The sequence below is a fragment of the Streptomyces chryseus genome (assembly GCF_014650755.1).
In the GTDB taxonomy this organism is placed as follows: domain Bacteria; phylum Actinomycetota; class Actinomycetes; order Streptomycetales; family Streptomycetaceae; genus Streptomyces; species Streptomyces chryseus.
In genome coordinates this window covers 206479-229344 of record NZ_BMVO01000009.1, presented here as the reverse complement: position 1 = coordinate 229344, position 22866 = coordinate 206479, and the positions used below count along the sequence as shown (strand labels likewise).

The window sequence follows — 22866 nt, the reverse complement described above, 5'->3', positions numbered from 1 at the left end:
CCGACCCTGAAGCGCCAGGGACGGCCCAAGAACCACCCCGCCGAACAACCAGTGGTACACCCCCAGCCACACCCCCCAGAAGCAACAAGTGGTACCCCGCCAACAACCAACGCCCCCGGCAACCGATTGGACCGGCTGCCGAGGGCGTTGGCGTCGTACAGATGAGGCGGAGTGGGGCGGGGGCGGCTCAGATCAGGCCGAGCTCGCGGACCGCGTCGCGCTCTTCCTTGAGCTCCTGCACCGACGCGTCGATGCGCGCGCGGGAGAACTCGTTGATGTCCAGGCCCTGGACGATCTCGTACTTGCCGTCCTTGCAGGTGACCGGGAAGGAGGAGATGAGGCCCTCCGGCACGCCGTACGAGCCGTCCGACGGGATGCCCATCGACGTCCAGTCGCCGGCCGCCGTGCCGTTGACCCACGTGTGCACGTGGTCGATGGCCGCGTTGGCGGCCGAGGCCGCCGAGGACGCGCCGCGCGCCTCGATGATCGCCGCACCGCGCTTGGCGACGGTCGGGATGAAGGTGTCGGCCAGCCACTGCTCGTCGTTGACGACCTCGGCGGCGTTCTTGCCGGCGATCTCCGCGTGGAAGATGTCCGGGTACTGCGTCGCCGAGTGGTTGCCCCAAATGGTGAGGCGCTTGATGTCGGAGACCGTGGAGCCGGTCTTCTTCGCGAGCTGCGAAAGCGCGCGGTTGTGGTCCAGGCGCGTCATCGCCGTGAAGCGCTCGGCCGGTACGTCCGGGGCCGCCGCCTGCGCGATGAGCGCGTTGGTGTTGGCCGGGTTGCCGACGACGAGCACCTTGATGTCGTCTGCGGCGTTGTCGTTGATGGCCTTGCCCTGCGGCTTGAAGATGCCGCCGTTGGCGGACAGCAGGTCGCCGCGCTCCATGCCCTTCGTGCGCGGGCGGGCGCCGACGAGGAGGGCTACGTTCGCGCCGTCGAAGCCGACGTTCGGGTCGTCGGTGATCTCGATGCCCTGGAGCAGCGGGAAGGCGCAGTCGTCGAGCTCCATGGCGGTGCCCTCGGCGGCCTTCAGACCCTGCGGGATTTCCAGGAGACGCAGCTTGACCGGCACATCCGCGCCGAGCAGGTGGCCGGAGGCGATGCGGAAGAGGAGCGCGTAACCGATCTGGCCGGCCGCGCCGGTGACGGTGACATTCACGGGAGTGCGGGTCATGGCGATCTCCGTAAGACAGCTGGCGGTGGGGGTCCCTGCCCCTCGTTGCTGGATATCCCCGGCACGCCCAGGCGTCTGTTCGGCGTCTGAATCTTGACGTGAAGAGATATCCAGCGGTCAGGCTATCCGACCCCGGGAGCCCCGGTCTCCCGACCCCGTGTGGTGCGGCGCACATACCCCCCGAACGCCGGTCGGCCGCCTGCGCCAGGGGGGAGCGCAGGCGGCCGACCGACCGGGGGGATGTTCACCCGTGGGGGGATGACTTGCGCCTTCCCCGTCCGCTCGCGGGCATTCCCCCCTCTTCGCGCCTCTCCGCGCTCTTCACATGTCTTCACGACTTATGGCGGTTCTTCGCGACTCCTCGACGCACTTCACCGCGCCCTATCGCTCGGTGCCGCTCGGTGCCGCACCATGCCTCTTGCCCCGCAACACACCGCACCTCACCGCACCTCACCGCACCTCACCGCACCTCACCGCACCTCACCGCACCTCACCGCACCTCACCGCACCGCACCGCTACTGCGCAGTGGCGCAGCCCTTCACGCCCGAGGCGAGCGTCGCGCACGCCTTCGCGTCGGCGGCCTCGCCGACGGCGACCATCGGGGTGTACGCGTCCTTGTCGACGTCGACCAGGCCGTTCTGCGCCTTCGGCTTGGCGGCTCCACCTGCTCCACCGGCCGTCTCCGAGGCGATCTCCACCTTGTCGCCCACCGTGGCCTGCGTGATACGGGCCCACGCCGCCCCGCACGTCTTGCTGTACCGGACCTCGACGAAGGCGGTGCCCACCGTGGCGCTGGCCGTCGTCTTGGCGAACTCGCCGCCGCAGCCCATGGTCTCGGGGTCCTGGCCCGTGCAGTCGTCACCGCTGCACTTGACGCCGGCGGGCAACTCGGGGGCCGAAGTGGTCGGTTCGGCCGTCGGCTTGTCCTTCGCGACGGGGTCCTTGCCCGTACCGCCCAGGTCGGTCAGCAGTACGGCGGCGGCTATCACCAGCAGCGCGCCCACGACGCCCGCGAGGAACATCGTGACCTTCCGGCGCCTGCGCCGGCCGTCCGGCGAGCCTGCAGCCGAACCAGAACCAGGACCAGACCCCGAACCAGGCCCCGGACGGAGGCCCGAGCCCGATCCCGCGCCCGAGCCGGGACCCGACCCCACTCCCCTGCCGTTCTGCTGCGGGGGTACGGCGTAACCCTGCGGCGCGCCCGTCGACGTACGCCCCGCCCCACGCGAATCCGGCTCCAGACCCGCACCCGCGCCCGAGCCGAGGGAGTCCGCGCCGAGGGAGTCGGCGCCCGGGCCCATCCCCGTGCCGCCGTACCCGCCGCCCGCGCCCGCGCCTGCGCCCCGACCGTTCGGGTCCGTCGTGGCGCGTCGGCCCGGTCGGCCGGCCTTGGCGGGCGCCGGACTCTGGTCGAACTCGCCCAGCGCGGCGCGCGCCTGCGAGATGCGTATCGCTTCCATCGTCATGTCGTGGCGCATCTCGGATCGGCTCCAGGCACGCTCCGCGAGTTCCCACATGGTGGTCAGGTGGCCGGCGTTCGTCCCGGTCACCTCGGCGAGCGCGAGGACGGCGCCCTTGGGCGCGAGCAACCGCCCGTTCAGATAGCGCTCCCAGGACGTCTTGCTGTACCCGGTCCGGTCCGCCACCGCGGCGACGCTGAGTCCGCTGCGGTCGACCAGCCGGCGCAGCTGGCTGGCGAACTCCTTGACCTGCGGATCGAGATCCTCCGGTAGAGCTTTCCAACGAGGCATTGCTTCCCCCTTGTCCCCCCGTACGTGCCTGATGTGCCCCGTGCTCTCGTGTCCCCCTGCCACGCACCCTTCCGCGGCCCGCGTTCCGGACCAACAAGAGGGATGCGCGAAACCAGGATGTCAGTTCCTGGGGTAGGAGCGCACGGGAGCATTCGGGCGTCTGGCGCGCCCCTTGCGCGCCCCCGCCCGATTCCCCGGAACAGTGTCCCACCGCGGGGGCTCCGCGCGATCCCTCGCCCCTTCTGTCACACCGTGATCACGTGGTGGCGGAATGGTCACCTCCATGCCACAGGGACCCGACACCCCTTGATCGGAATTGGCGCGTCCGTGACGCTGGAAGCCGTGCCGTCGCCCGCCCTTCCTCGGGGGAGAGGGCGGGCGACGGACAGCACGGCTCAGCGCACCGTAAACGCGGCTCAGCGCACCGTGAAGCGGACCGCCTGCTCCAGCAGCGGGATCTCCAGCCATGGGCCGGGCTGCGCCATCAGCGCGAGCATGACGATCACGAAACCGAGCAGGCCGTACGTCGCCATGTCGGTGAAGCGCGAGCGCACGGCCAGCATGCCGACCGAGGGGAGCAGGCGGCGCAGTACGGCGCCGGAGATCAGGGCCAGGCCGATCAGCAGTGTGCCCAGCCGGAAGCCGATGCCGAACGCGTCGACGGCGACGAGCAGCAGCCCGAGCGCGGTCGTACCGAGCACCACCAGGAACGGCCACTGCCGGACCGGAGCCGCCGCGTCGCCCGAGGCGGCACGGCCACCGCCCTCGGGCCGGGCCGTGTCCCGGGTGAGCAGCGGGAAGCGCCGCGTGGTGCGGACAGGGCCGTCCGGCCCGGGGGCACTGACGACACCCTTCGCCACCGGCTCGGCCTCGGGCTCATCAGCACCGGCCCGGGGCTCATCGGCACCGGCCCGGGGCTCACCAGCACCGGCCCCACCCGTACCGGCCTCGGCCCCACCCGTACCGGCGGCCTCCGGCGCGGCCGCGTCCGTCCTGGGCGCGACATCGTGAACGCCGTCGGTCACGCCCTCGGCCACGCCGTCGGTCACGGCTGGTTCGTCCGGACTCGTAGCAGCACCCATCGGAGGCGCTTCCTTCCCGCTCAGCCCGCGGCCACGTCGGCGGAGTCGGCGGCCGCGCGCTCCGCCGCCTCGACGACGTTGACCAGCAGCTGGGCGCGGGTCATCGGGCCGACGCCGCCCGGGTTGGGGGCGACCCAGCCGGCGACCTCCGCGACGCCCGGGTGGACGTCGCCGACGATCTTGCCGTCCTCGTCGCGGCTGACGCCGACGTCGAGCACGGCCGCGCCCGGCTTGACGTCCTCGGGCTTGATGAGATGCGGCACACCGGCGGCGGCGATGATGATGTCCGCCTGCCGGAGGTGCGCGGACAGGTCACGCGTACCGGTGTGGCACTGCGTCACCGTGGCGTTCTCCGACTTGCGGGTCAGGACCAGCGGCATCGGACGGCCGATGGTGATGCCGCGGCCGACGACCACGACGTTCGCCCCCTTGATCTCGACGTCGTGGTGACGGAGGAGCTGGACGATGCCGTACGGCGTGCACGGCAGCGGGCCGGGCTCGCCGATCACGAGCCGGCCGAGGCTCATCGGGTGCAGGCCGTCGGCGTCCTTCGCCGGGTCCATCAGCTCCAGGACGCGGTTGGTGTCGATGCCCTTGGGGAGCGGCAGTTGGACGATGTAACCCGTGCACTCCGGGTTCTCGTTGAGCTCGCGCACCACCGCCTCGATCTCCTCCTGGGAGGCGGTCGCGGGCAGTTCGCGCTGGATCGACGCGATGCCGACCTGGGCGCAGTCGCGGTGCTTGCCCGCGACGTACCACTTGCTGCCCGGGTCGTCACCGACCAGCAGGGTGCCGAGCCCGGGGACGATGCCCTTGGACTTCAGCGCCGCCACGCGGGCGGTCAGGTCGGACTTGATCGCGGCTGCGGTGGCCTTGCCATCGAGAATCTGGGCAGTCATGACCCCATCCTCGCGGATGGACCCGCCCTGGTTCCAATCAGGCCGCCCTGGCCGAGGTTGCACTTGCACAACACAATGGGCCTCGACTGGACAAAGAGACGAGTGTCCTACAACGATGATCGGCGCAGTGCCGCGGACAGCGGCGGGGGGGCACCGCTGGTTTTCTTGTGACGTTCCTCCGCTCGGGCCGCGACGTCCCCAGCACTTCCAACGGAGGAACACCGCCATGAGTTTCGGCGACCCGAACAACCCGTACGGCCAGCAGCCCCAGCAGCCCCCGCAGGGCCAGCCCGGCTACGGCTACCCGCAGCAGGCCCCGCAGGGCGTGCCGCCGCAGCAGGGTTACGGCTACCCGCAGCAGGGCGCCCCGCAGCCGGGTCAGCCCTACGGCGCGTACCCGCAGCAGCAGCCGGGCATGATGCAGGCCAACAGCGGCTACATCAACGTGCCGGGCCTGGGCACCGTTCAGGTCGCTTCGATGGGTCGCCGCCTCGGCGCGCGTGCGCTCGACGGTGTCGTGATCGGCATCCTGTACTTCATCTTCAGCGCCATCGGCGTCGCGGGCGCCATGGGCGCGGCGGAGAGCGCCGAGGACTGCGGCAGCTACATGGACCCCGGCTACGATGCCTGTGTCAACGAAGCCAGCGCCGGCATCATCGCCATCGCCTTCGGCAGCCTCCTCGTCTTCGGCCTCATCACGCTGCTCTACGAGTGGCTGATGGTCGCCTTCGTCGGCGCCACCCTCGGCAAGATGGTGCTGGGCGTGAAGGTCATCAAGGAGAACACCGGCCAGAACCCGGGTCTCGGCGGCGGCTTCATCCGCTGGATCATCCCGATGGTCGGCGCGTTCGTCTGCATCGGCCAGCTCCTGGTCTACCTCTCCCCCTTCTTCGACAACTCCGGGAAGCTGCAGGGCTGGCACGACCGTGCCGCCGGCACCCTGGTGATCAAGAAGTAGCAAGCGCCCAGCACATGCGGAAGGCCGCAACCCACCCGGGTTGCGGCCTTCCGCGTGTCACAGGACGAGACGCGTCAGTGGAAGAAGTGGCGCGTACCGGTGAAGTACATCGTCGCGCCCGCCTGCTTCGCGGCCTCGACGACCTGCTCGTCGCGGACCGAACCGCCGGGCTGGACCACGGCCTTGACGCCGGCGTTCAGCAGGATCTCCAGTCCGTCGGGGAACGGGAAGAACGCGTCGGAGGCGGCGTACGCGCCCCTCGCGCGCTCCTCGCCCGCACGCTCCACCGCGAGCTTCGCGGAGTCGACGCGGTTGACCTGCCCCATGCCGACGCCCACCGACGCGCCGCCCTTGGCGAGCAGGATCGCGTTGGACTTCACGGCGCGGCAGGCGCGCCAGGCGAAGGCCAGCTCGGCGAGTTCGCCGTCGGACAGGGCCTCGCCGGTGGCGAGCGTCCAGGTCGACGGGTCGTCGCCCTCGGCCTGGAGCCGGTCGGTGACCTGCAGCAGCGCGCCGCCGTCGATCGCCTTGACCTCGACCTCGTCGGACGGGGCATCGGGGCAGACGAGCACGCGGATGTTCTTCTTGCGGGCCAGCACCTCGACCGCGCCGTCGTCGTAGCCCGGCGCGACGATGACCTCGGTGAAGATGTCGGCGACCTGTTCGGCCATCTCCACGGACACCGGGCGGTTGACGGCGATCACGCCGCCGAAGGCCGACAGCGGGTCGCAGGCGTGCGCCTTGCGGTGCGCCTCGGCGACGTCCGCGCCGACGGCGATGCCGCACGGGTTGGCGTGCTTGATGATCGCGACGCACGGCTCGGTCTGGTCGTACGCGGCGCGCCGCGCGGCCTCCGTGTCCGTGAAGTTGTTGTACGACATCTCCTTGCCGTGCAACTGCTCCGCCTCGGCGAGGCCGCCCGTGCCGGAGGTGTAGAGGGCCGCCGGCTGGTGCGGGTTCTCGCCGTACCGCAGCACGTTCTTGCGCGCGTACGTCGAACCGAGGAAGTCGGGGAGACCGCTGTCGTCGGCCGCCGCGTAGTCGGCGGCGAACCAGGAGGCGACCGCGACGTCGTACGCCGCCGTGTGCTGGAAGGCCTCGGCCGCGAGACGCTTGCGGGTCGTCAGGTCGAAGCCGCCGCCCTTGACGGCGTCGAGGACGTCGGCGTACCGCTCGGGGCTGGTGACGACCGCCACGGAGGGGTGGTTCTTGGCGGCGGCGCGGACCATCGAGGGGCCGCCGATGTCGATCTGCTCGACGCACTCGTCGGCGGTGGCGCCGGACGCGACGGTCTCCTTGAACGGGTAGAGGTTGACGACCACCAGGTCGAACGGCTCCACCCCCAGTTCCTCCAGCTGCGCGCGGTGCGCGTCGAGCCGCAGGTCGGCGAGGATGCCGGCGTGCACGCGCGGGTGCAGCGTCTTGACCCGGCCGTCGAGGCACTCGGGGAAGCCGGTGAGCTCCTCGACCTTGGTGACCGGGACGCCGGCCGCGGCGATCTTCCCGGCGGTGGAGCCGGTGGAGACGAGGGTGACGCCCGCCTCGTGCAGGCCGCGGGCCAGCTCTTCGAGGCCCGTCTTGTCGTAGACGCTGACCAACGCGCGGCGGATGGGCCGCTTCGTACCTTCGGCGGTCACTGGATAACTACCTTTCGTCCCTCGATGTGAAAGCCGTTACGGGCCAGGCGCCCCACGACATCGACGAGCAGCCGTCGCTCGACTTCCTTGATGCGCTCATGAAGAGCTGCACCACCGTCTTCGTAATCCTCGTCCCGGACCTCGACCACGCCCTGCGCGATGATCGGGCCGGTGTCGACACCGTCGTCGACGAAGTGGACCGTGCATCCGGTGACCTTCGCGCCGTACGCGAGAGCGTCGCGTACGCCGTGGGCCCCGGGAAAGCTGGGGAGCAGGGCGGGGTGGGTGTTCACGCAGCGGCCCCCGAAGCGCGCGAGGAACTCCCTCCCGACGATCTTCATGAAGCCGGCCGACACGACCAGGTCGGGCTCGTACGCCGCCGTGGCCGCGGCCAGCGCCGCGTCCCACTCCTCGCGGGTGCCGTAGTCCTTCACGCGGCACACGAAGGTCGGCAGCCCGGCGCGCTCGGCACGTTCGAGACCCGCGATGCCGTCCCGGTCGGCGCCGACGGCGACGACCTGCGCGCCGTACGCGGCCGGGTCGTCGCCGATGGCGTCGAGCAGGGCCTGGAGGTTCGTACCCGAACCGGAGACCAGCACGACGAGTCGGGCGGGAGCGGCGGGGGGAGGGGAGGAAGGGGGCGGGGAGGCCACAGCGGGTCTCTTTCTCGCGGATGGTGCGGTTTGTGTGGTCGTACGAACGAATCGTGTCCCCCGATACGGGGAACTCTACGAAGGCGCCAACCGTCGGCAACGATACCGGCACACCGAGCGGCCCCCACGGGACGGGTGCGTGGCCGGGAGGTAGCGTCAGGGGACAGGTTCGTACTGCGGACTGCGACAATCCGTCTCCGGACGGGAACAGATCGACACACAAGACCCGTGTGCACCGGGTCTGAGGGGAAGACGTTCACCAGATGACGGACCGACGCCGCCGCGCGGCTCTCCGCCTGCCGCTTTCCGCGACGCATGCCGGACAGCGGGGTTCTCAGTTGCTGCTGCGGGAACGCCAGTCCTCGTCGACCCCGCCTCCGTCGCCGCAGGGCGACGACAACCCCTTCGCGCCGCCGCCCGAGGGGCAGCCCGACCAGCCGTGGCAGCCGCGCAAGCCGGCGAACGACGGCGGTCAGGACGACGACGGCCGGGAGCAGCAGGACGGTCCGCCGACCGGCCAGTGGAGCCCCCGCCAGCCGGGCCGCCAGAGCGGCGGATTCGGCGGCCCCAAGCGCCCGTCCGACCCCGAGGGGTCCGGCGGAAGCGGCGGCAGCGGCCCCGGACTGCGCTGGGACCCCACGGACCCCGCACAGCGCCGGGCGCGTTACGCGCTGCTGTCCGGCATGTGGGCCTTCTTCTTCGCGCTGTTCGATCTCCCCGAGGTCGCGCTCCTGCTCGGCGCTCTGGCGTTGTACTGGGGCATCAGCGCGCTGCGCGCGAAGCCGGGCCGGGGCCAGGACACCGCCACGGGCAGCGCCGCGCCGGCATCCTCCGCACCCGCGCCGGGCACCGGCAGGCCGCTGACGACGGCGGCGGTGAGCGGCCTGGTCACGGCGGTGCTGGCGCTGGTGATCGTGGCGACGACGTTCACGGTCCAGCTGGTCTACCGCGACTACTACACGTGCGTACAGGACTCCCTTACGCAGTCCGCCCAGGCGTCCTGCAACGACCTGCTGCCCAAGCCCCTGCGGCCGGTCTTCGGCGTGAAGGAGTAGCCGGGGCTTCCCGCGCTTGCTGCCTCTTCTCGTAGCTCGGTCCGCCCGGTTCTCCTAGCTAGGTCCGTCCGGCGGGTCGTCGGGTGGGGCCGGGGTGACGGGCGGTGGCTGGGCGGGTGGGGCCGGAGGGGGTTGCGGCGGTTCCCGGTCCGGCGACCGCTCGGTCTGGGGGCCGGGGACGACGGCGGGAAAGTCGGCCATCAAACCGCCGGACGCCTTCTTCAGGGCCGCCCATCTGACCTCGCGCGATCCGCTCTCGTGCCAGTCGGCGCCGACCGTCGCGTCGGGGTCACCGACGGGCAGGAAGTCGGCTTCACCGTCGTACGGATCGTCGTCGCTCCCGGCGCCGCCGGGCCGCCACCACGACGCGGCGCCCACGCCGCTCTCCGCCGCACCGTCCCGCCCGCGCCGCTCACCCCGCCCCAGCCGCCACCACCGACGCCTCGCACCGCCGGCCGGCTTCCCGACCCCGTCGGCCGCTTCCCCGTCGGCCGCTTCCCCGTCGCCGCCGCCCGCTTCACCGCTCGCGCCCGCCGCTTCCTCGTCGCCGCGCGCCGCACCCTTCACGCCGACCGCCGCCCCGCTCACGTAGGCCGCTTCGCCGTTCCCGGACACGAAGCTCGCCTCCCCGCTGCCGGGGCGCCCCCAGCGCCACCACCGGCGCTTCGCCGGACCGGCGGCCCCCGCTGCGACCGTCTCCTCTCTCTCCTCCTTCACCACCCGGCGCCAGGACCAGGGGGTCCGGTCCCGCAGCCGCCACGCGCGCAGGACCAGCGCGGCCGGGACGCCCAGCACCACGGTCCACGCCGCCGCCGCGCCGCCCGTCAGCCACCACACCGGCCCGAACTCCGCCAGCGCCCCCACCCCCAGCGGTCCCCCGGCGAGCGCCGCCAGCACCGCGGCCCCCATCCCGCAGCCCATACCGGCGAGCGCCGCCGCGGCGGCCGTGTCCCGGGCGGACCAGGCTTCCTCCCGTACGGCGAAGGGCGGGGCGGCGGTGCGTACCGTGCACCAGGCGACCGCGCCCGCCGCCACGACCGGCACGGCCAGCGTCGCCCAGTGCGCCGGCGCGGCTCCACCGGCCGGCAGCACCGCGACCAGCGGGAAGTGCGGCAGCGCCGGGGTCCCCGCCACCCCCAGCGGTGCGGCGGTCGCGCCCGCCCCGAGGGCGAACCCGGGACCGAGGCCGTACGCGGCGCCCCACACGGCGGCGTTGGGCGCGAGCGCCAGGACCAGCAGCGCCAACGCGAAGCGCCCCGACCAGTCCCCCGCGAGCTGGAAGAACGTCGCCTGCGCCGCCCCCGCGTGCCACACGAGAGCCGCCAGGGCGACCACCGCGCCACCGCCCAGCAGCCCCGAAACGCCCGCCCCCGCAGCACGCACGGCCACCCGGAACCGGGGGCGCGCAACGGCCTCACGCACGCCGCCGGGCACCCAGCCCGGCAGCGCCCAGAGCCGCCCGCCGACCGTCCACACCCCGGCCAGGGCCGCCACGGCCACGAGAAGGGGCACGTGGAGCGCCGTGCTGACGAGCCCGGCCGGGAGCGGCCCACCGTAGGCGTACAGGAAGGCGGCAGCGCCCACCGCCACGTACCCGCCGGCGATGCCGCAGAAGGCCACCCGGCCCGACACCCGGTAGCCCCTGATTCCGCCTTCCTCACCTTCGCCTCCGTCCATGGCGTCGCGAGCGGCGCGGTGGACGAGCCAGACCGGCAGCACGACGAGGAGCATCGGAGTCAGCCCGACGGGCGCGGGAAGGCCGGACAGCGTGTCGTACCGGACGAGCTCCACGCCGTGGGCGAGCAGCCACAGCCCGGCGGCGACCCGCAGGGCCCCACCGGGCCCGCTGTCGGGGTGCGGCGAGCTGATCCACAGCACCGTCACCAGAACGGCGAAGGAACCGAGGCCGAGCCCCGCGGCGACCACCCCGCGCACGAAACAGGCGGCCTGCGCCGAGGAGCGGCTGGGGATGGACGGCACCCAGGTACCGCGGTGGGTCACTTGAGTCACCCGGCCATGCTGTCAACGACACGCGCTCAATCCGTGTAACAGGCGAATGACTGCCGTGTCGCTCAATATACGTTTATGTACTTGTTCGCTCGGAGTAGCGCCGCGGGGGGACTTTCGTGACGCAGAGCATGGAAACCGCCCCTGCCGCCACGCTGCCCTCCCCCAAGGAGCGGCGCAGGCTGCGCGAAGCGAAATCGCTGACCCAGGAGCAGGTGGCGGCGGCCCTGGGCATCACGCGCGAGACGCTCAAGGCCTGGGAGTCCGGCCGCGTGAACCCCACGCGCCGGAAGCGAGCGGCGTACGCCAAGCTGCTCGCCTCCTTCCGGGACGAGACCGCCGTCGGAGCACTGGACCCGGTGCCAGGAGGGGACGGGCCGGGGCGCTCCCCGCAGGGTGCCGAACGCGACGTCGCCGAACAGGCCGACGTACCCGAACGTTCGGCGCCCGAGGGGACGCCCCGGCACGGCACCCCACCCGAAGCCCCCGCCACCGCACCCCCGGTCACCGCCGAAGCCCCCGCCACCGCACCCCCGGTCACCGCGGAGGAACCCGCGCCCGCACCACGAACCCCCGCCCAGGCCTTCGACGCGCTCTACGGGCACTGCGCCACCGCCCTGCTGAGCCAGACGTTCCTCCTCACCGGAAACCGGACACTGGCCCGCGAGTCCGTCGAGTACGCCTTCCGCCTCGCCTGGGAGCGCTGGCCCGCCGTGGCCACCGACCGCGACCCGGCGGGCTGGGTCAGGGCGGCGGCGTACGAGTACGCGCTCTCCCCCTGGCACCGCCTGCGCCGGGTGCGCAGGCGCCAGGAGCGCCCCCCGGCCGACCGCGACCGCCGCGTTCTGCTCCAGGCCCTCCTCGCACTGCCGCCCGCCCACCGCCGCACCCTGCTCCTGTACGAGGGCCTCGGCCTCGACCTCCCCGACACGGCGGCCGAGACGGAGGCGAGCACCCCGGCCACGGCGAACCGCCTGCTCCACGCGCGCGCCGCGATCGCCCACCGCCTGCCCGAGTTCGCCGGCGCCGGCACGCCCGCCGAACAGTCCGCGCTGCTCAGGGACCGTCTCGGTCACCTCGCCGAGATGGTCACAGCGCCGCCCGTCAAGCTGCCGCCCGCCCGAGCGGTCCGCGCGGGAAGCGAGCGCCGGAACCGGTTCTGGACGCGCGCCGCGCTCTTCTTCACGGCGGTGATCGTCAGCGCGACGGGGTTCACCCTGGTCACGGCTCCCACGCGGTACGAGCCCCCGCAGGCACCCGGCGAACCGGTGCGCGGCGTTCCGATGCGCGCCGGCCCGCAGCCGCTCACTCCCCAGGACGAGGAGCTGCGCGGCCTGCTCCACGAAGCGCCCGTCACGGGCCCGCCCCGCCTGGTCCCGGAAACGCGCTGACCGCCGAACGCGGACGGGCCCGTACCCCCTGACCAGGGGATACGGGCCCGTACTGAGTCACCACCGCGCCGTACGGAACACCGACGGCGGCGGCGAACTAACCCGCCAGGATCGCGCGAGCCAGCTTGGCCGTCTCGGTGGGCGTCTTGCCGACCTTGACGCCGGCGGCCTCGAGGGCCTCCTTCTTGGCCTGTGCGGTGCCAGAAGAACCGGAGACGATGGCGCCGGCGTGGCCCATGGTCTTGCCCTCGGGCGCCGTGAAGCCCGCGACGTAACCGACGACCGGCTTCGACACGTTCTTCGCGATGTAGTCCGCGGCACGCTCCTCGGCGTCGCCACCGATCTCGCCGATCATGACGATCAGGTCGGTGTCGGGGTCGGCCTCGAACGCGGCGAGCGCGTCGATGTGCGTCGTACCGATGACCGGGTCGCCACCGATGCCGACGGCGGAGGAGAAGCCGATGTCACGGAGCTCGTACATCATCTGGTAGGTCAGCGTGCCGGACTTCGACACGAGACCGATGCGGCCGGGCTTGGTGATGTCGCCCGGGATGATGCCGGCGTTGGACTGGCCCGGGGTGATGAGACCGGGGCAGTTGGGGCCGATGATGCGGGTCTTGTTGCCCTTGGCACCGGCGTACGCCCAGAACGCGGCGGAGTCGTGGACCGCGATGCCCTCGGTGATCACGACGGCCAGCGGGATCTCGGCGTCGATCGCCTCGACGACGGCGGCCTTCGCGAAGGCCGGCGGCACGAAGAGGACCGACACGTCGGCGCCCGTCTTCTCCATCGCTTCCTTGACGGAGCCGAAGACCGGGACCTCGGTGCCGTCGAAGTCGACGGACGTGCCGGCCTTGCGCGGGTTCACGCCGCCGACGATGTTGGTGCCGTCGGCCAGCATGAGCTTGGTGTGCTTCATGCCCGTGGCGCCGGTCATCCCCTGGACGATGACCTTGCTGTCCTTGGTGAGGAAGATAGCCATGGTGTTGGAGTCCCTCGTCCTTTACTTCGCAGCCGCGGCGAGCTCGGCGGCCTTGTCGGCCGCGCCGTCCATGGTGTCCACGCGCTGAACGAGCGGGTGGTTCGCGTCGGAGAGGATCTTGCGACCCAGCTCCGCGTTGTTGCCGTCCAGTCGCACGACGAGCGGCTTGGTGACTTCCTCGCCCTTGCTCTTCAGCAGCGCGAGCGCCTGGACGATGCCGTTGGCGACCTCGTCACAGGCGGTGATGCCACCGAAGACGTTGACGAACACGGACTTGACGTCCGGGTCGCCGAGGATGATCTCCAGGCCGTTCGCCATGACCTCGGCGGAGGCGCCGCCACCGATGTCGAGGAAGTTGGCGGGCTTCACGTTGCCGTGGTTCTCACCGGCGTACGCGACGACGTCCAGGGTCGACATGACCAGACCGGCGCCGTTGCCGATGATGCCGACCTCGCCGTCCAGCTTGACGTAGTTGAGGTTCTTGGCCTTCGCGGCAGCCTCGAGCGGGTTGGCTGCGGCGTGGTCCACGAACTCCTCGTGGCCCGGCTGGCGGAACTCGGCGTTCTCGTCGAGAGACACCTTGCCGTCGAGGGCGATGATGCGGCCGTCGGCGACCTTCGCGAGGGGGTTGACCTCGACGAGGAGCGCGTCCTCGGCGACGAAGGTGTCCCACAGCGTCACCAGGACCTCGGCGACCTGCTCGGCGACCTCGGCCGGGAACTTCGCCTGGGCGACGATCTCTCGGGCCTTCTCGATCGTCACGCCGTCGTTGGCGTTGACCGGGACCTTCGCGAGGGCCTCGGGGGTCTTCTCCGCGACCTCCTCGATGTCCATGCCGCCCTGTACGGAGGCCATGGCGAGGAAGGTGCGGTTCGTACGGTCGAGGAGGTACGAAACGTAGTACTCCTCGGCGATCTCGGGTGCGGTCTCGGCGATCATCACCTTGTGGACCGTGTGGCCCTTGATGTCCATCCCGAGGATGTCCGTCGCCCGGGCGACGGCCTCGTCCGGCGTCGCGGCGAGCTTGACGCCGCCGGCCTTGCCGCGGCCGCCGACCTTCACCTGCGCCTTGACGACCGACTTGCCGCCCAGCCGCTCAGTGGCCTCGCGCGCCGCCTCAGGCGTTTCGATGACTTCACCGGCCAGCACCGGTACACCGTGCTTGGCGAAGAGGTCCCTCGCCTGGTACTCGAACAGGTCCACGCGCGTCCGTCCCTTTTCTGGTGATCGCGGTTCGTTGCGTTGTCTCCAATGGGCGTGCCGCGAAGGGCAACGTGACGGCGCTGTCACAAGGGAGGCGTAACGGTGTCCGGTACGCGGCATGTCCGTCTCGCAGGTTATCCCCGTGGGCCACAGGTCCCTAAATCGCAGATCACACCTGAGCGGTGATACCGGTCACAGCCGGTCACCGAGCGCGCGTGCTACCGCGCGGGGTGCCGGTGAGGCGCTGGTCGCGCGGCGCGGGAACGGGGCCGGGCGGCCTCCACCCCAATGGAGACCGCCCGGGGGACACCGGACCCGCCGGACGGGTGCCCTTGCCCTCTGTTGGATGCCGCGTCGGACGCGGTGGTGTGTCGCGTCCGGCGTGGTGGTGTGCGGCGTGTCGGACACGGTGCCTGGACGCGCCGGACACGGTGGTGTGCAGCGTCCGACGAAGCTGCGGCGCCGCGTCGGGCGCTCTGCCTCAGATGCCGTGGGTGAGGTACGCCGCGTAGCCCGGGGTGACCGAGTCGGCGGCGTCCTGGGTACCGGCGACCGCGTTGCCCGTGAGGGGGGTCGAGACGACGGTGCCGGAAAGGTCCCGCGCGAACGGCTGGACGTCGGACACGACGCCACCCGCGAACGGCGACACGTCACCCACGACGCCGTGCGCGAGGGTGTGGGCGCTGCCGCCGACGCCGTACGCGACGGGCTCGATGTGGTCGACGACGGTCCGGACGAGCGGCTGGACCGCGCCCTGGACGCCGCCCGCGAACGGGCCGACCTCGGACACGACGCCACCGGCGAACGGCGCGACACCGCTCACGACACCGCCCGCGAACGGCGTCACGTCACCGACCGCGCCGACGGCGAGGCCGCCGGCGTCACCGACCGCCTGCCCGGCGACCGGGAGCACGCCGTGGACGGCGCGGGCGGCGACGGGCGGCAGGGTGTCCTGGGCGACGGCGTGGGCGAGCGGGGTGGCGTCCGCGACGGTGCCGTGCACGGCGGCGGGGGCCTCGCTCCGGACCTCGCTCGGCGTCCGCTCCACGTCGGACGCGAAGGCGGACAGCGGGCCGAAGAGGTAGTCGATCTCGGCGTCGGCGTGGGCGTCGGCGTCGGTGGCGACGGCGGTGCCCGTGCCGGTGACATCGGCGGTGTCGTGACGCACGTCCTGGACGGCGGCCCGGGCGGTCTGCGTGGCGGTCTGCGTGGCGGTCGCGGGCGCCGTCTTCGGGGCGATCTTCGGCGCGATCTTCGAAGCGGCTGCAGAAGCGGCCTCCGAAACGGCTCCGGTCGAGGCGACCGCACCGGCGGCCTCACCCCGCGCGTCGGCCGCGATGTCCGTGACGTCTTCCACGGCGTCGGCCGCCTGGTCCGGGGAGGACAGCGGCACGGAGACGGGCAGCTCGGCCGCGCTCGCGGCGGCGGTGCCGAGGGCCCACATGCCACCGGCGGTTGCGGCGACGGCTATGGAACGGCGGATGTTCTTGTTCATGCTGGTGTCAGATCCTTCGAATTCGTTCGGCTGTCCGGGGTTCCGGACGGCGGGCAGACCTGTCCCGCCCCCGCGCGGCAGGTCATGGAGCGGGGACGGTCTGCCCTAGCCGGGGAATTCGAGAATTTCGTGCGGTCGGTCGTACGTCGGAGCGGCCGTCGCCGGCAGCGTGGCCCCGCGCACCGGACCGAACCGGGCGGCGCTCGTGAGCGCGGCCGCGTGCTTGTCGCCGGAACGTGCGGAGCTCCCGTCCCCGGCGGACTGCCGTACGCCGTCGCCGCAGGGCGCGGACGGCGTCGGTACGGGTGTCTCTCCGCACTTGGCGCGGCCCGGTCCGCCGTCCGCGTCGTGGCGCTGCGGAACGGGCAGTCGGTACGCGTACACGCTCTGCTCGGCCACCGCTGCCGGCGCCGTCGCCCCGGTCCCGGAATCCTGACCGGCCGCCTGCGAAGCCCGGTCGCCGGAACCCTGACGCACGGTCTGCTCCGGTTCCCCGGGCGAGTCGGCGCCGCCGCCGGCAGGCGGCGTCGGCACCTCTGGCATGGCGGGCGCTTGCGGTACGGGCAGGTCCGGTACGGGCAGCGCGGGTGGCGCCGGTATCCCGGGCAGGGTCGGCCGATGCTCGGCGACGCGGTCCGTCAGCTCGCCGACGGGCCGGGTGATGCCCCGTACGACACCGGCCGCCGGCTCCACGACCTCACGCACCGCGCCCTTCGGCGAGAGGTGTGCGTGAGCCGGGACTGCTGGGGCCGCCGGGACTGTCGGTACAGCCGGGGCTGTCGAGGCCGCCGGGGCGAGCGACGCCACCGCGTCCACGGTGGCGACGGCGGTGCGGTGGGGCGACGGTGCCTCGACGGCGTACGCCTGGCCACCCCACAGGAACCCCACCGCCAGCAGCCCTCCCAGAAAGAGCACCACCCGCAGCGCACGCCGCCGCCCCGCCCGGCGCAGTACGCGCAGGGCGACGAGGGGGTGAGCGGCCAGGGCGGTCAAGGGAGAACGGAGCCTTCGCACGAGGGGACGGAAAGAGGGGCGTCGGAACGCCCGACCATGATGACGGGTCGTACCGTCTGGGCGAACGACGGGGCGTGACGACGGGGTGATGCTCGCATGAGCCTCCTGGGGTCACGCAAGTCGGATGCTACTGATGAGTCGCCATGTCCGGTATGGGCAGGGGCCGTTTTTCGATCGCCGCGGCCATCACCTCCGGAAAGAGGTCCGGCGTACAGGCGAAGGCCGGTGCTCCGAGGGCCGCCAAAGCTGCCGCGTGCTCCCTGTCGTACGCCGGGGCGCCTTCGTCGGAGAGCGCGAGCAGGGCGACGAACTGCACGCCCGACGCCTTCATCGCCGCGACCCGCTTCAGCATCTCGTCGCGTATGCCGCCCTCGTAGAGGTCGCTGATCAGTACGACGACGGTGTCGGCGGGCCGGGTGATCTGCGACTGGCAGTACGCGAGGGCGCGGTTGATGTCCGTACCCCCGCCGAGCCGCGTGCCGAAGAGGACGTCGACCGGGTCGTCCAACTGGTCGGTGAGGTCGACGACGGCGGTGTCGAAGACGACGAGACGGGTGTCGACCGCGCGCATGGAGGCGAGGACGGCGCCGAAGACCGACGCGTAGACGACGGAGGCGGCCATCGACCCGGACTGGTCGATGCACAGGACGACGTCCTTCTTCACCGACTGCGACGCCCGTCCGTACCCGACGAGCCGCTCGGGGACGACCGTCCGGTACTCGGGGAGGTAGTTCTTCAGGTTGGCCCGGATGGTCCGGTCCCAGTCGATGTCGTGGTGGCGGGGCCGGCTGACCCGCGCGCTGCGGTCGAGGGCGCCGGTGAGGGTGGCCCTGGTGCGGGTGGCGAGTCGCTTCTCCAGGTCCGCGACGACCTTGCGGACGACGGTGCGCGCCGTTTCCCGCGTCGTCTCGGGCATGGCCTTGTTGAGCGACAGGAGCGTCCCGACGAGGTGGACGTCCGCTTCCACGGCCTCCAGCATCTCGGGTTCGAGGAGCAGCGCCGACAGCCCCAGGCGTTCGATGGCGTCGTGCTGCATGACCTGTACGACCGACGTCGGGAAGTACGTGCGGATGTCGCCGAGCCAGCGCGCGACGGACGGGGCGGATGCACCGAGTCCGGCTGAACGGCCGGCCGGACGGCCCGCATCGCGACCGCTGCCGTAGAGCGCGGCCAGCGCCGCGTCCATGGCGGCGTCCTGTCCGCCCAGCACACACCCGGTGCCGTCGGCGGCCTCGCCACCCAGCACGAGCCGCCACCGCCGCAGCCGCTCCGCACCGCCGTGCCCGCCGCCGCCTTGGCGGACGCCGCCCTGCTTGCCCTCGCCCAGCTCGTCGGAGCCCCGATCGCCGCAGCCCTGACCGCCGGCAGCGGCCTCGAAGGCGGTCGGCTGCGCCCGCAGGTCCGAGCCTCCCGGGCCCGTTCCGGGCGTCTCCTCGAACGCCGGGCCGGCAGCCGGCTGCAGCACCGCAGCGCCCTCCCCCGCCTCCGCACGCCGCTCGGGCGACGCCTCCGCCACCGCGGGGCCTCCCCCGGGCACGCTCGCGTCCACCGAACCGGACACGTCCCCCTCGACCCCGAGGAGCAGCCTCAGCACCGGCAGCACCGCGTCCGCGCGTTCCTCGTCGAAGCCGGTGCCGAAGCCGGGGGCACCGGCGGGGGGCCGGGCCGGGTCGGCGGTGGACGGGCCGCGGCGGAGCAGCTCCCCCAGAGTGCGCCGCACGCCCGGCTCGTACGCCGCGAACGTGCGGCGCAGCAGCGGCAGTACGCCGGTGAAGGCGTCGCCGGGCACGCCGGTGAGCCAGGCGTCGACGAGGCCGAGCAGCCTTTCGTCGTGCACGAGGAGCATTCCGCCGCCGGACGCCCCACCGACGAAGCCCTCGATCCAGGCCGCCGCTTCGGCCGGGGGTGTGCCGGGCGACAGCGCCAGCGCCATGAGGCGCGCCGCCTCGTCCTCCGGGAGCCGCCCGTCGTCCAGCAGCAGCCGCGCCGCCCGGCCGCGGATCACCCCCGCCACGCTGTCCCGCCCGGCGAGCCGGCCCAGTACCGCCGACCATCGCTCCCGCACGTCGCGACGGTTGCCCGGTTCGGTGCCGGCCAGGAGGCCGATCGCCGTGTGCACGGCGTCGAGGTGGCGGCGCATGTCCGCCGCGCCGTCCGCGTCGAGCGCGGTGCAGGCGGGCGGCAGGCCCACGCAGATCCGCTCGGCCAGTCCGGCCGCGACCTCGCCAAGTGCCACGGTGTCCGTGCCGCGCACGTCGCCGTACCGCAACGAGCGGGCGAGGGCGGGCAGGGCCTGGGCGAGGTGGCCGACGTCCGCGTCCAGCGCCGCGCGGTCGGCGAGGGCCCGCATGACGACCGGGAGGGCGTCGGGAAGGTCGGCCAGGAGGCACCGCTCGGCGAGCGCGGTGACCTCGGCGAGGACAGTGGCCGAGGCGGCCCGGGTCTCGGCCTTGGCGGTGGCCGCGGACAGCACGGTGGTGCCCCACACGCCCGCCTCCGCGACGCGCACCGACAGATCCGGCTCCCACCGCAGCCGCCAGGCCTCGCGGAACGTACCCGTGCTTCCCCGTGCCTCGGCCGGCTCGCCCCAGCCGATGGACAGCAGCCGCAGCCGGTGCAGCAACCGGCTGCGCGCCGCGTCGGTCTCCTTGCGCAGGTCGAGCTCCACCTCCCGCTCCCGGGGCTCGGGTTTGAGCCGCAGTCCGCGCTGCGTACGCGTCAGGTCGCGTTGCAGCGGCACCGCGGGCGCCGTGTCCGGGACCTCTCCGAGAACGTCGCCGACGACGAGCCGGTCGTGCACGAGCGCGAGCGGTACGTCGGAGCCCTCGCACATCACGGCCCGTACGGCGTCGGTGGTCTCGGTGAGGCCCGCGAGCGGCCGGCCCCGCATGACGGCGAGTGTCTCGGCGAGCCGTACGGCTTCGATGACGTGGGCGGGGGAGACCGTGCGGTCCTCATCGCGCAACAGCCCGGCGACCTTGGTCATCCAGCGCTCGACGGGCCGGTCCGGGGCGCCGAAGAGGTGTCCGTACCAGCCGGGCGACTCGATGCCCGCGCCGTACCCGCTGCGCCTGGCCAGCCTGCGGTGGGTCCAGGGCACCCACGTCATCTCGGCCTTGACCTTGGGGAGCCCCTTGAGCACCGCACGGTCGGCGGTCGCGGTCGCCACCTTCTCCCCGAGCGCCGGCAGGTGCCAGGCGCCGCAGACCACGGCGACGTCGTCGCCGAACTCCCGGCGCGCGGCGCGCAGCTGGAGCCGCATGTACGCCTCGCGGACGCCGTCGCGGCCGTGCCCTCCGTCCCCGTACGTCTCGCGCAGGGCGCCCATGGCTTCGGCGAGCGCCCGGAACGGCGCGAACGGATCCGCCGCCCCGCTCCCCCGGTGCTCGACCACGTCCTCCCACCACCGCTCCGGATCGTCGTACCCGGCGGCCTCCGCGAGGACCCCCACCGGATCCACGGCGAGGGCGGATGCCTGTGCCCCCTCGCCGTCGTCCTCCGCGTCCTCGGCGCCCTCCCGCTCGTCCTGCAACGCCAGTGAGTGAGCCGCCGGCAGATCGATGAAGCGGACCGGTACGCCGTGGCCGAGCGCCCAGCGGATCGCGACCCACTCCGGGGAGAACTCCGCCAGCGGCCAGAACGCCGCCCGGCGCGGGTCGTTCGTGACGTGCGCGAGGAGCGCCACGGGCGGGCGCATCGCCTCGTCCGCCGCGAGCGGCAGCAGCGCGTCCGCCTCCGGCGGCCCCTCGATCAGCACGGCGGGAGGCCGCGCCGCGTCGAGCGCGGCGAGCACCGCACGCGCAGAGCCGGGCCCGTGGTGACGCACGCCCAGCAGCAGGGGGCGGGGACTCATCCCGAGACCTCCCGGCAGGCGCGGTAGAAGTCCTTCCAGCCGTCCCGTTCGCGGACGACCGTCTCCAGGTACTCCTGCCAGACGACACGGTCCGCCGCCGGATCGCGCACGACCGCGCCGAGAACCCCGGCCGCCACGTCACCCGAGCGCAGCACCCCGTCGCCGAAGTGCGCGGCGAGGGCCAGGCCACCGGTGACCACGGAGATCGCCTCGGCCGTGGACAGTGTCCCGGAAGGGGACTTGACCTTCGTACGCCCGTCGGTCGTGACACCGTCCCGCAGTTCGCGGAAGACGGTGACGACGCGCCGGATCTCGTCGAACCCGTCGGGCGCGGCCGGCAGGTCGAGCGCGCGCCCGATCTGGTCGACGCGCCGGGCGACGATGTCCACCTCGGCCTCCGCCGTCTCGGGCAGCGGCAGCACGACCGTGTTGAACCGGCGGCGCAGCGCGGAGGACAGGTCGTTGACCCCGCGGTCGCGGTCGTTGGCGGTGGCGATGAGGTTGAAGCCGCGGACCGCCTGCTGCTCCTGCCCCAGCTCCGGGATGGGCAGCGTCTTCTCCGACAGGATCGTGATCAGGGTGTCCTGAACGTCCGCCGGGATGCGGGTGAGTTCCTCGACCCGCGCGGTCATGCCGTCGGCCATGGCGCGCATGACGGGACTGGGCACGAGTGCCTCGCGGCTCGGCCCGTGCGCGAGCAGCCGGGCGTAGTTCCAGCCGTACCGGATGGCTTCCTCGGGTGTCCCCGCGGTGCCCTGCACCAGCAGGGTCGAGTCGCCGCTGACGGCGGCCGCGAGATGCTCGGACACCCACGTCTTGGCGGTGCCCGGGACGCCGAGCAGCAGCAGTGCCCGGTCGGTGGCGAGCGTGGTGACGGCGACTTCGACGATCCGGCGCGGCCCCACGTACTTGGGCGTGATCACCGAGCCGTCGGGCAGGGTCCCGCCGAGCAGGTACGTCGCCACGGCCCACGGCGACAGCAGCCACTTGGCGGGCCGCGGCCGGTCGTCGGCCGCGGCCAGCGCCTTGAGCTCGTCGGCGAAGGCGTCCTCGGCGTGCGGCCGCAGGGCCTCGCCGTTGTTTTCGGACACGGACATGGATCCCCCTCCAGATTTCCCGGATGTGGGATCCACCGTGCACCACGCCACTGACAATCGGCCTTCGCCGCAGGTCAGAGGCCTGAGCTCAAGTGCGGTGGTGCCGCTGCTACTTCACGATCGGCGAGACCGCGATGCAGCCGAGCAGCGCCTTCTCGCCCTTCGCTTCCTTGATCGTCTCGCCCTTGTACACGACCTTGCAGGTCAGGTCGGCGGTGTCCTGGATGCTGATCGGGGAGACGGCGGGCGGCATGATGCCGCGGAGCGTGACCGTCTTCTTCCACGGCAGCGGCGGGTTCTTGACCGATTCCATCTTCGGGTCCATGGCGGTGCCCTTGCCGCCGGCGAACTCGATGGACTCGACGCCCTTGCCCGTGACCTCGTACGTGACCTCGTACTTCTCGTCCATGGACTTGTCGACCTGCTCGACTGCCTCGTCCTTCGCGGCTTCGGTCACGTCGCAGGCGCCCAGACCGAACGAGAGGCCGGTGACGGCGGCGGCACAGACAGCGGTACGGATGAAGCGGTTCATAGGGATCCCCCCGGATCTGAATGTGTGCAAGGAATCGCACCCAATCGCAAAGGCTTGGGGGAGTCAAGTCTTCAGGACC

The 22866-nt window shown here is 72.6% G+C and carries 17 protein-coding genes and 1 pseudogene; 3 read left to right on the top strand and 15 right to left on the bottom strand.

All coding sequences use genetic code 11. The features are described 5' to 3' along the window. Window positions 1-187: 187 nt before the first annotated feature. The 4 genes from IE185_RS16965 to IE185_RS16950 form a co-directional block, all read right to left on the bottom strand. Entirely contained in the window at window positions 188-1177 is a 990-nt protein-coding gene (locus tag IE185_RS16965; protein WP_138897210.1) for a malate dehydrogenase, read from the bottom strand. A 516-nt stretch (window positions 1178-1693) separates the two neighbouring features. Beyond that, window positions 1694-2929, bottom strand: coding sequence for an XRE family transcriptional regulator (locus IE185_RS16960; protein WP_138897209.1), 1236 nt, complete (start codon window positions 2927-2929; stop codon window positions 1694-1696). Window positions 2930-3345: 416 nt separating this feature from the next. Continuing rightward, window positions 3346-4011 carry a DUF3017 domain-containing protein gene (locus IE185_RS16955; RefSeq protein WP_138897208.1) on the bottom strand — a complete coding sequence of 222 codons (666 nt, stop codon included), beginning with the start codon at window positions 4009-4011 and terminating at the stop codon, window positions 3346-3348. A gap of 20 nt (window positions 4012-4031) precedes the next feature. Further along, window positions 4032-4910 carry a bifunctional methylenetetrahydrofolate dehydrogenase/methenyltetrahydrofolate cyclohydrolase gene (locus IE185_RS16950; protein ID WP_138897207.1) on the bottom strand — a complete coding sequence of 293 codons (879 nt, stop codon included), beginning with the start codon at window positions 4908-4910 and terminating at the stop codon, window positions 4032-4034. A 226-nt stretch (window positions 4911-5136) separates the two neighbouring features. Between IE185_RS16950 and IE185_RS16945 the strand changes: the two genes are divergently transcribed. Further along, the gene (locus IE185_RS16945; RefSeq protein ID WP_138897206.1) at window positions 5137-5868 is read left to right on the top strand and encodes an RDD family protein; all 732 of its coding nucleotides are present in this window, start codon (window positions 5137-5139) and stop codon (window positions 5866-5868) included. Between the two features lie 74 nt (window positions 5869-5942). Here the strand turns inward: IE185_RS16945 and purH are convergent, their stop codons facing one another. Beyond that, complete coding sequence (purH, locus tag IE185_RS16940; protein WP_138897205.1) at window positions 5943-7505, bottom strand: bifunctional phosphoribosylaminoimidazolecarboxamide formyltransferase/IMP cyclohydrolase; 1563 nt, start codon at window positions 7503-7505, stop codon at window positions 5943-5945. Further along, on the bottom strand, window positions 7502-8158 hold the full coding sequence (purN, locus tag IE185_RS16935) for a phosphoribosylglycinamide formyltransferase (protein WP_189715431.1): 657 nt from the start codon (window positions 8156-8158) through the stop codon (window positions 7502-7504). Before purN ends, purH begins: the two co-directional genes overlap by 4 nt. A 263-nt stretch (window positions 8159-8421) precedes the next feature. Here purN and IE185_RS16930 point away from each other — a divergent pair, with 263 nt between their 5' ends. Beyond that, window positions 8422-9213 carry a hypothetical protein gene (locus tag IE185_RS16930; protein WP_138910000.1) on the top strand — a complete coding sequence of 264 codons (792 nt, stop codon included), beginning with the start codon at window positions 8422-8424 and terminating at the stop codon, window positions 9211-9213. A 54-nt stretch (window positions 9214-9267) separates the two neighbouring features. On the opposite strand, the gene IE185_RS33705 is transcribed toward IE185_RS16930, so the two are convergent. Continuing rightward, complete coding sequence (locus IE185_RS33705; protein WP_189715429.1) at window positions 9268-11223, bottom strand: cell division protein PerM; 1956 nt, start codon at window positions 11221-11223, stop codon at window positions 9268-9270. A 128-nt stretch (window positions 11224-11351) separates the two neighbouring features. Here IE185_RS33705 and IE185_RS16920 point away from each other — a divergent pair, with 128 nt between their 5' ends. Further along, entirely contained in the window at window positions 11352-12611 is a 1260-nt protein-coding gene (locus IE185_RS16920; RefSeq protein WP_189715427.1) for a helix-turn-helix domain-containing protein, read from the top strand. A gap of 97 nt (window positions 12612-12708) precedes the next feature. Here the strand turns inward: IE185_RS16920 and sucD are convergent, their stop codons facing one another. The 8 genes and pseudogenes from sucD to IE185_RS16885 all read right to left on the bottom strand — a co-directional run bounded on the left by sucD (window position 12709) and on the right by IE185_RS16885 (window position 22787). After that, a complete protein-coding gene (gene sucD / locus IE185_RS16915; RefSeq protein ID WP_069927371.1) occupies window positions 12709-13593 on the bottom strand; it encodes a succinate--CoA ligase subunit alpha in 885 nt (294 codons plus the stop codon). 21 nt (window positions 13594-13614) lie between these two features. Continuing rightward, entirely contained in the window at window positions 13615-14796 is a 1182-nt protein-coding gene (gene sucC, locus IE185_RS16910; protein ID WP_069927372.1) for an ADP-forming succinate--CoA ligase subunit beta, read from the bottom strand. A gap of 481 nt (window positions 14797-15277) precedes the next feature. Further along, a complete protein-coding gene (locus tag IE185_RS16905) occupies window positions 15278-16291 on the bottom strand; it encodes a hypothetical protein (RefSeq protein WP_138896350.1) in 1014 nt (337 codons plus the stop codon). 105 nt (window positions 16292-16396) lie between these two features. After that, entirely contained in the window at window positions 16397-17284 is an 888-nt protein-coding gene (locus IE185_RS16900; RefSeq protein WP_138896351.1) for a hypothetical protein, read from the bottom strand. Between the two features lie 148 nt (window positions 17285-17432). Next, a complete protein-coding gene (locus tag IE185_RS33995) occupies window positions 17433-18221 on the bottom strand; it encodes a VWA domain-containing protein (protein WP_373303732.1) in 789 nt (262 codons plus the stop codon). A 651-nt stretch (window positions 18222-18872) separates the two neighbouring features. Further along, window positions 18873-21158, bottom strand: a pseudogene (locus IE185_RS33990) (DUF5682 family protein); the annotation flags it as partial. Beyond that, window positions 21155-22255, bottom strand: a complete 1101-nt coding sequence (locus IE185_RS16890; RefSeq protein WP_138896353.1) for an ATP-binding protein — start codon at window positions 22253-22255, stop codon at window positions 21155-21157. The gene IE185_RS16890 and the pseudogene IE185_RS33990, both read right to left, overlap by 4 nt. A 109-nt stretch (window positions 22256-22364) precedes the next feature. Continuing rightward, complete coding sequence (locus tag IE185_RS16885; RefSeq protein ID WP_138896354.1) at window positions 22365-22787, bottom strand: hypothetical protein; 423 nt, start codon at window positions 22785-22787, stop codon at window positions 22365-22367. Window positions 22788-22866 lie beyond the last annotated feature (79 nt).